12 protein-coding genes and 1 riboswitch are annotated in these 12,142 nt (G+C 61.2%); of the genes, 10 read left to right on the top strand and 2 right to left on the bottom strand.

Annotated elements, in window-relative coordinates; genetic code table 11:
* The first annotated feature begins 141 nt into the window (after positions 1 to 141).
* Entirely contained in the window at positions 142 to 960 is an 819-nt protein-coding gene (locus tag AB0I57_RS16430) for a maleylpyruvate isomerase family mycothiol-dependent enzyme (protein ID WP_358337252.1), read from the top strand.
* A gap of 5 nt (positions 961 to 965) precedes the next feature.
* The gene (locus AB0I57_RS16425) at positions 966 to 1,649 is read left to right on the top strand and encodes a Type 1 glutamine amidotransferase-like domain-containing protein (RefSeq protein WP_358337249.1); all 684 of its coding nucleotides are present in this window, start codon (positions 966 to 968) and stop codon (positions 1,647 to 1,649) included.
* 29 nt (positions 1,650 to 1,678) lie between these two features.
* On the opposite strand, the gene AB0I57_RS16420 is transcribed toward AB0I57_RS16425, so the two are convergent.
* Positions 1,679 to 1,999, bottom strand: a complete 321-nt coding sequence (locus AB0I57_RS16420) for a hypothetical protein (RefSeq protein WP_358337246.1) — start codon at positions 1,997 to 1,999, stop codon at positions 1,679 to 1,681.
* Between the two features lie 440 nt (positions 2,000 to 2,439).
* On the opposite strand from AB0I57_RS16420, the gene AB0I57_RS16415 reads away from it, so the two are divergent.
* The 8 genes from AB0I57_RS16415 (at position 2,440) to AB0I57_RS16380 (ending at position 10,622) form a co-directional block, all read left to right on the top strand.
* Positions 2,440 to 3,813: an FAD-linked oxidase C-terminal domain-containing protein gene (locus AB0I57_RS16415; RefSeq protein ID WP_358337243.1), complete on the top strand. Its 1,374-nt coding sequence runs from the start codon at positions 2,440 to 2,442 to the stop codon at positions 3,811 to 3,813.
* Positions 3,814 to 4,128: 315 nt separating this feature from the next.
* Complete coding sequence (locus tag AB0I57_RS16410) at positions 4,129 to 5,130, top strand: urea transporter (RefSeq protein ID WP_358337240.1); 1,002 nt, start codon at positions 4,129 to 4,131, stop codon at positions 5,128 to 5,130.
* 109 nt (positions 5,131 to 5,239) lie between these two features.
* The gene (locus AB0I57_RS16405; protein ID WP_358337237.1) at positions 5,240 to 6,541 is read left to right on the top strand and encodes a DUF1116 domain-containing protein; all 1,302 of its coding nucleotides are present in this window, start codon (positions 5,240 to 5,242) and stop codon (positions 6,539 to 6,541) included.
* Positions 6,542 to 6,702: 161 nt separating this feature from the next.
* Positions 6,703 to 6,978, top strand: coding sequence for a GNAT family N-acetyltransferase (locus AB0I57_RS16400; RefSeq protein WP_358337234.1), 276 nt, complete (start codon positions 6,703 to 6,705; stop codon positions 6,976 to 6,978).
* A 103-nt stretch (positions 6,979 to 7,081) separates the two neighbouring features.
* Positions 7,082 to 7,177, top strand: a riboswitch (TPP riboswitch).
* Positions 7,171 to 7,890 (top strand): TenA family protein, encoded by a 720-nt coding sequence (locus tag AB0I57_RS16395; protein WP_358337231.1) that lies wholly within the window; start codon positions 7,171 to 7,173, stop codon positions 7,888 to 7,890. It overlaps the preceding riboswitch by 7 nt.
* Before the next feature lie 26 nt (positions 7,891 to 7,916).
* Positions 7,917 to 8,948, top strand: a complete 1,032-nt coding sequence (locus tag AB0I57_RS16390; RefSeq protein WP_358337554.1) for an ABC transporter substrate-binding protein — start codon at positions 7,917 to 7,919, stop codon at positions 8,946 to 8,948.
* Complete coding sequence (locus AB0I57_RS16385) at positions 8,926 to 9,783, top strand: ABC transporter permease (RefSeq protein ID WP_358337228.1); 858 nt, start codon at positions 8,926 to 8,928, stop codon at positions 9,781 to 9,783. Before AB0I57_RS16390 ends, AB0I57_RS16385 begins: the two co-directional genes overlap by 23 nt.
* A gap of 26 nt (positions 9,784 to 9,809) precedes the next feature.
* On the top strand, positions 9,810 to 10,622 hold the full coding sequence (locus AB0I57_RS16380) for an ABC transporter ATP-binding protein (RefSeq protein WP_358337551.1): 813 nt from the start codon (positions 9,810 to 9,812) through the stop codon (positions 10,620 to 10,622).
* Between the two features lies 1 nt (position 10,623).
* On the opposite strand, the gene AB0I57_RS16375 is transcribed toward AB0I57_RS16380, so the two are convergent.
* Positions 10,624 to 11,991, bottom strand: a complete 1,368-nt coding sequence (locus AB0I57_RS16375) for a wax ester/triacylglycerol synthase family O-acyltransferase (RefSeq protein ID WP_358337548.1) — start codon at positions 11,989 to 11,991, stop codon at positions 10,624 to 10,626.
* Between the last annotated feature and the right edge of the window lie 151 nt (positions 11,992 to 12,142).

The raw sequence follows: 12,142 nt of genomic DNA, 5'->3' as shown, positions 1-12,142 counted from the left end.
TCCCCATCGGTCTACCACACCGAGTCGGCATCCGGTGGTCACCACGCCCACCATCGCCACGACCCTCCGCCCATGGTGGAAAACTCACTTCGCTCCGGACACGGGGTCTTACAGTTGACTAAAAAATGAGAGGCACACACTGTGAACACCTTGCAGAAGGAACCGATCCTCGAAGCATTGTTCGAAGGATGGGAGGCGCTCGATCAAGTGCTGTCGCCGTTGACCGGCGACGCGTGGTTCACACCCACACCCCTGCCGGGATGGACCGTCCACGACGTCGTCGCACATCTCATCGGCACCGAATCTCTTCTCGAGGGGATTCCGGCGCCGCATACGAGCATCGACGTCCGTAGCCTCGGCCACGTCCGCAACGAGATGGGCGCCTTCAACGAACAGTGGGTCGAAGGACTGCGGGGCTGCGCGGGCTGGGAGATGCTCGAGAAGTTCCGTGAGATAACCGCCCGCAGACGGGTGGAGTTGGCCAGGATGACGGACGAGATGCTCGCTGCCGAAACCACCACACCGGTCGGTCCAGCGCCCTACCTCCGCTTCATGCGCATCCGCGTGTTCGACTGCTGGATGCATGAACTCGACATCCGCGACGCGCTGGGAGTACCTGGCGAAGAGGGCGATCGCCGGGCAAACATTGCGTTCATGGAGATCGGCGATGCCGTCGGGTATCTGGTCGGCAAACGCGGCAAGGCGCCAGACGGATCCAGGATCACACTGGAGCTGACGGGACCACTCGCACGAGACATTCACGTCGTCGTCGACGGCAGGGCGAGGGTGGTCGACGAGTTGCCTGCCGAGGCGACCACCACGATCACCCTTGATTCACGACTGTTCACACGGCTGGCAGGTGGCAGGACCACGGCGGTGGAGCACCCCGACGACATCAGGCTCACCGGCGACACAACCACCGGAAAGAGGATCGTCGACAACCTCGCCTTCACGATCTGACCGCTGTGCGCCTGTTCCTCTCGTCATACCGCTTCGGTGCCGACCCCGCACCCTTGATGTCGCTGGTCGGCAAGACCGGGCGCGTCGGTGTGATTGCCGCCGCCGCGGATGCCTGGCCACGTGTGGCAAGAGCATCTGCGGTCGTCAGCGACGTGATGCCGCTGACGCGCCTGGGCTTCACCGTTGAAGAGGCGGACCTGCGTGACTACATCGACAGCGACGGGCAACCGGATGTCAATGCCCTCGAGGAGCGACTGAGCGGGTTCGACATGCTGTGGGTGCGAGGCGGGAACACATTCGTATTGCGCGCACAGATGGCAAGGAGTGGTGCCGACCAGGTGATCCGGAATCTGTTGCGGAACGACTCGCTGGTGTACGCCGGGTACAGCGCGGGTGCGTGCGTCATGGCCCCGACGCTGCACGGCCTCGATTGCTGCGATGACCCAGCGGAAGTCGTCACGACCTGTGGCATGGACCCACTCTGGGACGGCCTGGGCGTGTTGAGCTTCTCGATCGTCCCCCACTATCCGCCGGCGGGGGGTCCGGGTGCCGAAGATTCCGTGCCGTTGGAGGACGCAGCGGAAGTTCGGCGCACAGTCGACGCATTGAGGCGCGCAGGCATCGAATACCGGACACTCACGGACGATCAGGCAATCATCGTGAACGGAGATCGAACTGAACTCGTGTGACGATGGCGAGTGCTGAGGCGGAGCTACCTTCAGCTGATACCCGTGCCGGCTGCCGACGGGGAGACCTCTTCGAGCGCGGCCCATATGACCTCGCATCGCCTGGCGGTCACTTCATCCGCATCGGCGAGCAGCGCGTCGAAGAGAGTCCTGGGATTCATGCGCCAGGTCTGGTGAATGGACCGAATTTCACTATTCGTGAACAACCCCGACCCGGCGAGTGCCGAAATCCACTCGTCGAACTCTCCTTGGTGGATCTGTTCGATGGAGCTGTAATCGACTCCATCATCCAAGAACTCGTATGAGAACATCGCGGAGATGAAACCGTTGGGATCTCGGTCGGCGGTATTCATTGGCACAGTCCTTCCAGGGCGGTACGGCGAAACCCGGGCCCACCTATGACTGACCAATAGATTTTGGTGGGAATCTCCGTTCGGGTGGGTATTCATAGCCGATGTCTGTCTGACGATCCAAGACGCTAACCCGCGAGAGTGGGTTCTCGTGTTGCCTCGTCGATACAATCCGGTAACAGAGTTTCAGATGTGACTTGTGTTACAACTGAAAGCTCACATCACGCTGTTTCAGCAGACGCCGCTGCCTGCACTTTTGCGTCGATCCCCCGAGCGCATTGCCCGTCGGCAATCGTCCTATGAAGCACCTTGCCGATCCCACATCATGAGATTTTCTAAGGTTAGTCGACCTCACGTTCACCGGTAGCTCGGCCTGTTCGGGGACGCACCCGATTGTGGGCTACCTTTTGGATACATCAGTATCGCCATCCAGGGGAGTCATGATGACCGTCACCGACGACACACTCGCGGCACTCGCCACCACCCTTCCTCAGGGTTGTCTGGTTACCGATCCGGATCTCCTGGTGTCGTACAGTCAGGACTGGGCACGAGACCCCGATGCGGTAACTCCCATTGCGGTCGCTCGCCCAACCACCACCGAAGAGGTCCAGGCGGTGATGCGGTGGGCCACCGAACATCGGGTTCCGGTCATTCCCCGTGGAGCGGGTTCCGGGCTCAGCGGCGGTGCGTCGGCCGTTGCGGGCAGCATCGTGATCAGCACCGAGCGCATGCGCCGGATAGAAGTTGACCCAGCCACTCGCATCGCTGTCGTCGAACCGGGCCTACTCAACGCGGAGGTCAAGGCTGCGGCGGCAGAGCACGGACTCTGGTATCCGCCGGATCCGTCCTCGTTCGAAATGTGCTCGATCGGCGGCAACGTCGCAACCAATGCCGGCGGGCTGTGTTGCGTCAAGTACGGCGTCACCACCGACTACGTACTCGCGCTGCGGGTCGTCCTCGCAGACGGAACGGCCGTGCGACTCGGTGGCCCGCGGCTCAAGGATGTAGCCGGCCTGTCGCTGACCAAACTGTTCATCGGCAGCGAAGGAACCCTCGGCATCGTCACCGAGGCGACGCTGAGGCTGATTCCCGCCCAGCCGCCGTCAAGCACTCTCGTTGCGTCGTTCTCCTCTGTCCAGTCCGCCGCAGATGCGGTTCTGGCGATTACGCGTACGCTGCGACCCTCGATGCTCGAGTTCATGGACCGCGCATCGATCGGCGCCGTCGAGGATGCCCTTCGGATGGGCCTCGACCGCAGTGTCGAGGCGATGATCATCGCACGATCGGATGCACCCGGAGCAATTGCGGCCGAAGAGATTTCCGTCATGGCCGAGGCATGTGAGACCAACGGGGCCTCCGAGGTCTTCACCACCGACGATCCCGATGAGGGCGAAGCCTTCGCTGCAGCAAGAAGATATGCGATCCCTGCTGTAGAGAAGCTGGGCAGCCTACTCCTCGAGGACGTCGGCGTCCCACTCCCGAAATTGCCCGATTTGGTTGAGGGAATCGCCGCCATCTCTCGCGAGCGTGACGTGATGGTCGCCGTGATTGCACACGCCGGCGACGGAAACACCCACCCGCTGATCGTCTTCGATCCCGACGATGCTCAGATGACCGAACGTGCCCATCTCGTATTCGCCGAGATCATGGACCTCGCGATCTCGCTCGGCGGCACGATCACGGGCGAGCACGGCGTCGGACGGCTGAAGAAGCCCTGGCTGCCCGATCAGGTTGGTCCGGACGTCATGGAATTGACACAGCGGGTCAAGAATGCGCTCGACCCGTTGGGGATCCTCAACCCCGGAGCGGTCCTGTAATAGTTACCAGAGCGATGACCAGAACGGGGAAATATCTCGGGGGCGGTACGTATGCGCACCTTCCCGAGGGTCGCTTAACAGTTCCCTCGTGGCGGCACCAGCAGGCCAACGCTCTTGCCACACTGCGGAATCAGCCCGTCACGAGGTGCTCGCTGAGATGCGCGAGATCTACACCGCCGAACAAGTTTAGAACGAAGGTCACCAATGGCCCCGGCGTACGACCCGCCGGCCCGGCATGGCCTACTCATCGCGAACCCGATGTCGGATCGAGCAAAACAAAGGTCGCCCAAGTCGGACACAGCTAGCATGCGGACAATGAGACGCCCCGTTGATCTCATTCTCCCGCCGATCGAAAACGGCCGAGTTCCCTACTACCGCCTGGTGTTGCGCGGGTGCTCGCAGCTTTGCTTCCAGACAAACGAGCTGACTGCGCTGTTCTTCTTGGCCGCAGTCCTGGTGGAATCGCCCCTTGCGGCCGCCTACCTGTTGATCGCCGCGATCATCGCTCCCGGTGGGCGCATGTTGCTGGGCGAAAGGGGTGACGCTCTCGCGGCCGGGTTCGCGGGCCTCAATCCTTGCCTGATCGCACTCGCGCTGCCCACATTCTTCCGAACCGACTGGACGAATCTCGGGATGTGGGTCGTGCTGCTCATTTGCATCGCGATCGCGGTCGTGATGGTGCACCTCTTCGTCAGGATCTTCCCGTTTCCAATCCTGGTATTGCCGTTCTTGATCATCCTGTGGACGCTCTCCGCCCTCACGCCGTATCTCGAGTTTCTCGAACCGGTCACTTTCGACGATTCCCAGTCGACGGTGTTCACTCCCGTCGTCGCGGTGTTGTCCAGCTTGGGCGAAGCAGTACTTTCCCCGAACATCTGGTCGGGTTTGCTGTTTCTCGTCGGCGTCCTGTTGAGCAACTGGCGGCACGCAGTGGTTGCCTTGGTCGGGGCAAGCATCGGCACCACGGTCTCGTACTACTACCGGGATGTCGACCCGACGAGCGTCGACCTCGGCCTTTATGGATTCAACGGGGTACTGGCGGCAGTTGGTGTGTATGTACTTTGTGGAAGTCAGCTCAGGTTGGCCATATTGGCTGCTCTCGTCGCCACGATCATCATGCCGGCGTTCACCAGCCTGAGTGTCCCGGCGGCGTCAGCCCCATTCGTGTTTGCGGTTTGGCTGGTGCTCGCCCTCGGCTGGATAGAGACGAGGTGGTTGACTCCCGCTGAAGGAGTTGCATCGGCCGCTGAGATCGCGAAAACGGGCGCCGACCCTGACGTCGATGGGCAGAATCAAGTAGGAGATCAAAACCCCTGAGCTGCTGACGAGCCGAACCCGGCTAGCCAAAGGACCATCTTCGCCGGCTACCGGAATGCGGCGTTCTAGATGGGTAAGGATGTCACCCGTAGACATACGAGGAGCGACCGTGAACTCTCAAGATTTTGTCAAGCCAAGCATTGATGAAATTCTCCAGAAGGTTCATGATCACCCGAAACGCAGGGAAGCCACGCACCAAGCCAATGCCGAGACCATCAAACGTATGAAGCAGGCCAATCCCACTCTGATCGGAATCGGTAAGGCCGAAGAGCACATACCGGGAATGCGCGACAACTTGATCCTCCATGCGGGACCTCCAATTACATGGAATAACGCATCTGGCCCGTTGAAGGGTGCGATTATCGGCGGTTTGCTGTTCGAAGGGATGGCAAAAAACAAAGAAGAAGCCGCCGAGATGATGAAGGACGGGGAAGTGGATTTGGAGCCCTGCCACGATCATGGCGCGGTAGGGCCGATGGCTGGAATCATTACGCATTCCATGTCGGTCTATATCGTTGAAGACCAATCGTCAGGGCGAAGAACGTATTCAAATATCAGCGATGATCTGGGTGATTATCTTGGAAGCTCGGTTCGATTCGGCGTCTTCGAGAAACCCGCTGTCGATCATCTTCACTGGATAGAGAACACGCTGGCTCCCGCGCTTGGCCAGGCTATCGAGGAAGTCGGACATATCGATCTCCTCCCCATCATCGGTAGAAGCTTGCTGATGGGAGACGATTGCCACGTCACCATGGATGCTGCAACTCCTCTTTTCTTGAGAGAGTTGATGCCTGGATTGATCAAGGCATGCGGAAATCAAGAAACGCTGACAAGTATTGTGAACTTGATCTACAACGATAGTTTGTTCGCCCTGAACCCCATTATGGCGACCTGTAAAGCGATCGCTACCGCGGGCAGCAGCGTCGAACACAGCAGCATCGTGACTACAATGGCACGCAACGGTACCGAGTTCGGCATCAAAGTTTCGGGCTTGGGAGATCAGTGGTTCACCGGGCTCGCAGAAGTTGGTCACGGCCAGTTGATGCCAGGGCTGTCGCCATCGGACGTCAATCGCGATATGGGTGACAGTGCTATTACCGAGACTCTGGGCCTTGGAGGTACCGTTAAATCGATATCTGGTTCAAGTCAGGATGCGAGAAACATCACGTTACAAATGTATGGCATCGCCCAAGCGGAAAGTGATGCTTTCAGAGTCCCTTCATTGGATGGGCGTGGCTCACCGATGGGTTTCGACATACTGAAGATCGTCGAAAAGAATATTCGGCCATCAATCAATTCCGGACTTGCCCACAAGCACATGAATCATCCGTCGGCTGGTGTTGGATCCCTCCACCCCCCGATGGAGGCGTTTGTCGATGCAGCAATTGCGTTCAGTGATCTGGAAATTTAGAAAACAGCCTTGCCTCGATAAATGATCGAAAGAGTGGTGAGACGTACTGCTGGTGGCTCCAACCTCGAGACAATGATCCCTTGTCGAGCAGACAGGTAATCTACGGGTGACGGCGTGCGGCGCGATACCGCATACAGGCAACGAAAGTAAGGAGCGGTCCGGTGGCGACGACGGTGGAGCATCACGTAGCGGAGTCTCGGTTCGAGATCTTCGTCGACGGCCAGCTGGCGGGCTACGCCGACTACGCCGAGCGTGGCCGCGTCCGCGACTTCAACCACACCGTCACGTACCCGCAGTTCCGTGGGCAAGGTCTTGCCGCCGAGGTTGTGAAGGCCGCCCTTGACGACACGAAAGCCCTCGGGTTCTCAGTGGTGCCCTCATGCTGGTATGTCGCCAAGTACATCTCCGAGAATCCGAGCTACGCGGAGCTCGTCTGATCCGGTAGCCAGGGCCTAACTTTGCGGTCGAGAGCATCGTTGCCGCACGTCCGCGCAGTGAGGGCTTTTTCCGCTTGCACCCTGCCCAGTGCTAGGGTCGGCTTGTTCTGACACGGGGTGCTCCGCACGGGCGGGGCTGAGAACACACCCGGAAACCTGCTCAGGTAATGCTGACGAAGGGATGTCAACATCGTGACCGACTCTGCCCATGTTGCCGCCGCTGGCGAGCACACCCGATTCACCGACCACTTGTGGGACCGGATCAAGGTGCTGCGCGATGCGATCGACGAACTCGAGTTTCTGCGCCGGCTCGGCGACGGAACCCTGCCGTTGGACGCATTTCGCACCTACATAGAACAGGACTTTCTATATCTCACGGGGTACGCGAAAGCTCTTTCGTTGGTGGCAGCCCACGCTCCGGACCCGGACACGGCCGGCTTCTGGGCCGGCTCCGCGGCCACGGCCGCAACCGTGGAAGCCTCGCTCCACAAGAACCTGCTGACCAGCGGTCAACTGCCCGAGTCCGACACTCAACCGCAGCATTCGCAGGCATGCCTCGGGTATGTCTCGTACCTGACCGCGGTCGCCGCCACCGAGCCGTATCCTGTGGCCGCCGCTGCAATGCTGCCGTGCTTCTGGATCTACGCCGACGTAGGACGACGGCTCGCAAGAAGTGCACGAGAAGTGCTGTCGGCTGATCCGTCTCATCCCTATGCACAGTGGGTGACCACTTACGACGCCGAGGAATTCCAGGCCGCCGTCGCTACCGCACGAGAGATGGTGGACGCCGCGGCGGCCACCGCAACCGGCCCTCAACGAGAAGCGATGGTGGATGCGTTCGTGATCGCCAGCCGGTACGAGCTCATGTTCTGGGATACCGTCGTGAACAAGCAGGAATGGCCCGCATCGTGACACTGTTTTCTGGCAAGAAGTTCTCCATGGGCACGGTGCTTTCGGCGCGCAAACGCACCGCGGCGGTAGCCGTCGTCCTCGTGTCTGCACTCGCGTTCCTCACCGGTTGCGCGAGTAACACGCAGTCGGGCAATACCATCCGGTTCGCGCTCGACTGGACGCCGAATACCAACCACACCGGCCTGTTCGTCGCCCTCCAAGAGGGCTATTTCCAGGACGCTGGACTCGACGTACAGGTTCTGCCGTACAACGACACCTCGCCGGACACCCTCGTCGACTCGGGGAACGCCGAGTTCGGGGTGAGTTTCCAGAGTTCGTTCACGTTCTCGCGGGCCTCGGGTGCACAGATAAAGTCGGTGCTCGCTCCACTACAGCACTGGGCAACCGGAATCGCGGTGAAGGCGGACCGCACCGACATCACCCGTCCCCGGGATCTGGACGGCAAGATCTACGCCGGTTTCGCAGATCCGGACGGCGAGGCGACGTTGCGGCAGATCATCCGTAACGACGGGGGCACTGGGGAATTCACTACCGTCACCCTCGGCACGTCCGCTTACGAGGCAGTCTATTCAGGTGACGCCGATTTCACCGTGTCCTTCTTCGCGTGGGAAGGCATCGAAGCCGAGCACCGGGGAACTCCGATGCAGTACTTCCATTACACGGACTACGGTTTCCCCGATGCCTACGCCCTCGTCATCGAGGGCAACGAACAATGGATGGCCGATCATCCCGATCAGGCCCGCCAGTTCGTTCAGGCTCTGCAGCGCGGGTACCAGTACGCCGCCGATCACCCGGCCCGTGCCGCACAGATGCTGATCGAAGCCAACCCGGGCGCCTTCACGGACGAGCCGCTGGTGGTGGAGAGTCAGGAAATGCTGTCCCGCGAGTACATGAAGGACAGTTCTGGGAGAGTCGGAACTCAGACGGCCGAGAAATGGTCGGGATACTCCGGCTTCCTGTTCCAGAACGGCCTGCTCACAGGTCCCGACGGGACGCCACTGACCACTGAACCCGACTGGTCGACGTACTTCACCAATGAGTACCTCGCTGAGCCCTGACAAGGGTCCACAGACTGGTTCTCGCGCGCGTCCCGAAAAGGGCCACGGCACGGCGACCCCAGGCACCCCCTCGCTTCTGCGCCGGGGGCTGCCTGCGGTCGTGGTCGTGGCCCTGTTCGTCGGCGCATGGCAGCTGTACGTCATGGTCAGCGGTATCCGACCTCAAGTACTGCCGTCACCTCTGCGCGTCGTACAGCAAGGCTGGCGGGCACGCGATGCGATTGCAACCCACGCCGCGTCGACGTTGCAGGTGACAATCATCGGCTTCGCGGTTTCCCTGCTGTGCGCTTGGGCGCTCGCTGTGCTCGTCGACTTCTCACCGTGGCTGCGGCGCGCGTTCGTGCCCCTCTTCGTGGTGTCCCAGACGCTGCCGATCATCGCGATCGCACCGCTGATGATCATCTGGTTCGGATTCGGTCTACTGCCGAAGATCCTCGTGATCGCCCTCGCGACGTTCTTCCCGATGACAATCGGTTTGATCGAGGGATTCGCCGCCGCGGACAGAGAAGCCAGTGCCCTGCTGCGCAGTATGGGGGCATCCCGTTGGCAAGAGTTCCGCTACGTGCGGCTGCCGTCGGCGATTCCGCGCTTCTTCACCGCGCTACGGATCGGGATCACCTATGCGGTCGTAGGCGCCGTATTCTCCGAATACGTCGGTGCCACGTCCGGTCTCGGCATCTACATGGCGACGCAGAAGAACTCGTTCCGAACCGATCTCGTGCTGGCCGCAGTTCTCGTTACCGCCGTCATCAGTGTCTGCCTCTACTTGCTCACCTTCGTTGTCGAGCGCGCCGTCGCACCCTGGATCAGCGAGGAACGGAGCCGTCACCAATGACGGATCAGAAGACGGAGAGGGTCGCTTTGACCGACGATGCCCGCGTCGAACTGGTCGGCCTCACCAAGGCCTTCCCCGTCCGCGGTGGAGCCAGACCTGTCCTCGACAACATCTGCCTCACAGTCGAACGTGGTGAGTTCGTGTCGGTGATCGGCCCCAGTGGGTGCGGGAAGAGCACGGCCTTCTCCATGCTCGCAGGTCTCGACCAACCGGATTCCGGCACCGTCACGATCGGCGGCGAAGTTGTGCGCCCTGCGGGCAGCGGTGCGGCAAAATGCGCGTATATGCCGCAGAAGGACCTGCTGTTCCCGTGGCGAACCGTCCTCGACAACACGACCCTCGGCCTCGAGGTTCAGGGTGTACCCCGAAACCGCGCGCGCGACAAGGCCCAGGAACTGTTCCCCGTGTTCGGTCTCAGCGGGTTCGAGGACGCCCGACCGAGGCAACTGTCCGGCGGGATGCGGCAGCGCGCCGCGATGCTGCGGACCGTGGTTCAGGAGCGCCCGGTGCTACTTCTCGACGAACCCTTCGGCGCCCTGGACTCATTGACGCGCACCGAGATGCAAACATGGCTGCAACAGGTGTGGCAGCGCTACAGGTGGACCGTCCTGATGATCACCCACGACATCCGCGAGGCCGTCTACCTGTCGGACCGAGTGGTCGTGCTCTCGGCGCGGCCCGCTACCGTCCGGCGCGAGGTAAAGATCGATCTGCCCCGTCCCCGCGAGCTGTCCGTGATGACCGCGCCCGAATTCGTGGACATCGAACACGACCTTCTGGAGGTCCTCCACGAGGAGTCGAGACGTGCCCTGGCAGAGCAGGAGTCGGGCAGGCCCTGAACTACGCTCCGACGGGTACGAGCAACGACTCCTCGAGCTCAGCCAATGCCACTTCGAGATGATGCAGGATTCTCTGAAGGCTCGGCACCGAGCGGCGGCACCCGACGATACCGAAGTCGAGGTTGTCACCGTTGCTGGTGAGAGTGATGTTCAGCGCCTGCCCATCGAGTACCACCGAGGCGGGATAGATGCCGTCCAGCCTGGAACCGTTCCAGTACATCGTCTTTCTCGGCCCAGGGACGTTGGAGATGATCACGTTGAACGGCGGTGGAGTGAACTGGACGAAACCTGGCACCGGAGACAAGGCTATCGCCGATACGTTGACTGCCGACCAGGCCATCGCCTGCAGCGGAGTAAGGCTGCCGAACAGTTCCTTTCCCTGGGCCATCGATGCGCAGATCGCAGATAGTCGTTCGGCCGGATCGTCGACGTCGGTTGCCAAATTGCACAACGTCGCACCGATTGCGTTGCCGCCGGCATCGGAATCGTGCTCCTCGTGCAACGACACCGGGACCATCCCGATCAGAGGTTCATCCGGCAGGGCATTCTGCTCGTCGAGGTAGCCCCGGAGTGCGCCCGCGCACATGGCCATCACCACATCATTGATGCTCGCCCCGGCAGCCCTCCGCACTGCGTCGATCCGCTCGAGTGGCCAGGATTGCGCAGCGAACCGGCGTGCTCCGCCGATCGGGACATTGAGGATGGTCCGCGGCGCCTCGTAAGGAAACCGCATGTCGTGCCGGCGCATCGCGGTGCGTGCGATTCGGACCGCGGCAGGTGCAAGACCGGCCACGTCACCAACCGTTCGACGGATCTCGTCCCACACCGACTGGGAGTCGGGAACGCCGCCGTTGCGCGACGAGACCGGCAGGTTCCACGGCGGCGGAGCATTGCGCACGCCCGGATCGTCCGAGAGCGTCCGCATCAGCAGTCGCAATCCGGATACCCCGTCCATCAGCGAGTGGTGGAACTTGGTGAAGACGGCGAACCGGCCGTCCTCGAGACCTTCGATCAGATGCATCTCCCACAGCGGGCGGTGCCGGTCGAGCAGGGTGCCATGAAGTCGCGATGCAAGGGTCAGCAACTCCCGAACCCGGTACGGGGACGGGAGCGCCGAATGCCGCACGTGGTACTCGAGGTCCACTTCCGACTCGGCCGCCCACCAGAGGTTTCCGAGACTCCCGACCGGGCTCGCCGGCATCTTCCGGAACATGGGGTCGACGTCTGTGTACGACAGCATCGTCTCGTACATCGTCTTCACATAGTCGGGGTCGGCATCCTCGGGCGGAGTGAACAATTCGAGCGATCCGACATGCATAGGATGCTCCCGCGATTCGCCGAGAAGAAATATCGAATCGGTAACCGGCATGAGTCCCACCTGGACGTTCACCCCCGCCTTCGTCATCAACCCTTTGCGACTTTTGTCGGGATGCTACATCGGGTGTAACGCCCGTGCGACTCAACTCCGATATTCATAGACAAGGCACCAAGAGATGAGTACCGGCGCTTTAGACGCCATG

The organism is Rhodococcus sp. NPDC049939 (genome assembly GCF_040656415.1).
In the GTDB taxonomy this organism is placed as follows: domain Bacteria; phylum Actinomycetota; class Actinomycetes; order Mycobacteriales; family Mycobacteriaceae; genus Rhodococcus_F.
Note: the sequence above shows the minus strand (reverse complement) of the source record. Positions and strands in the feature narration are given on the sequence as shown.

Bases quoted from the DNA above. Each gene is read 5' to 3' on its own strand.
- AB0I57_RS16420 (WP_358337246.1), bottom strand. From the start codon at position 1,999: ATGAATACCGCCGACCGAGATCCCAACGGTTTCATCTCCGCGATGTTC.
- AB0I57_RS16415 (WP_358337243.1), top strand. From the start codon at position 2,440: ATGACCGTCACCGACGACACACTCGCGGCACTCGCCACCACCCTTCCT.
- AB0I57_RS16410 (WP_358337240.1), top strand. From the start codon at position 4,129: ATGAGACGCCCCGTTGATCTCATTCTCCCGCCGATCGAAAACGGCCGA.
- AB0I57_RS16390 (WP_358337554.1), top strand. From the start codon at position 7,917: ATGGGCACGGTGCTTTCGGCGCGCAAACGCACCGCGGCGGTAGCCGTC.
- AB0I57_RS16385 (WP_358337228.1), top strand. From the start codon at position 8,926: ATGAGTACCTCGCTGAGCCCTGACAAGGGTCCACAGACTGGTTCTCGC.
- AB0I57_RS16375 (WP_358337548.1), bottom strand. From the start codon at position 11,991: ATGCCGGTTACCGATTCGATATTTCTTCTCGGCGAATCGCGGGAGCAT.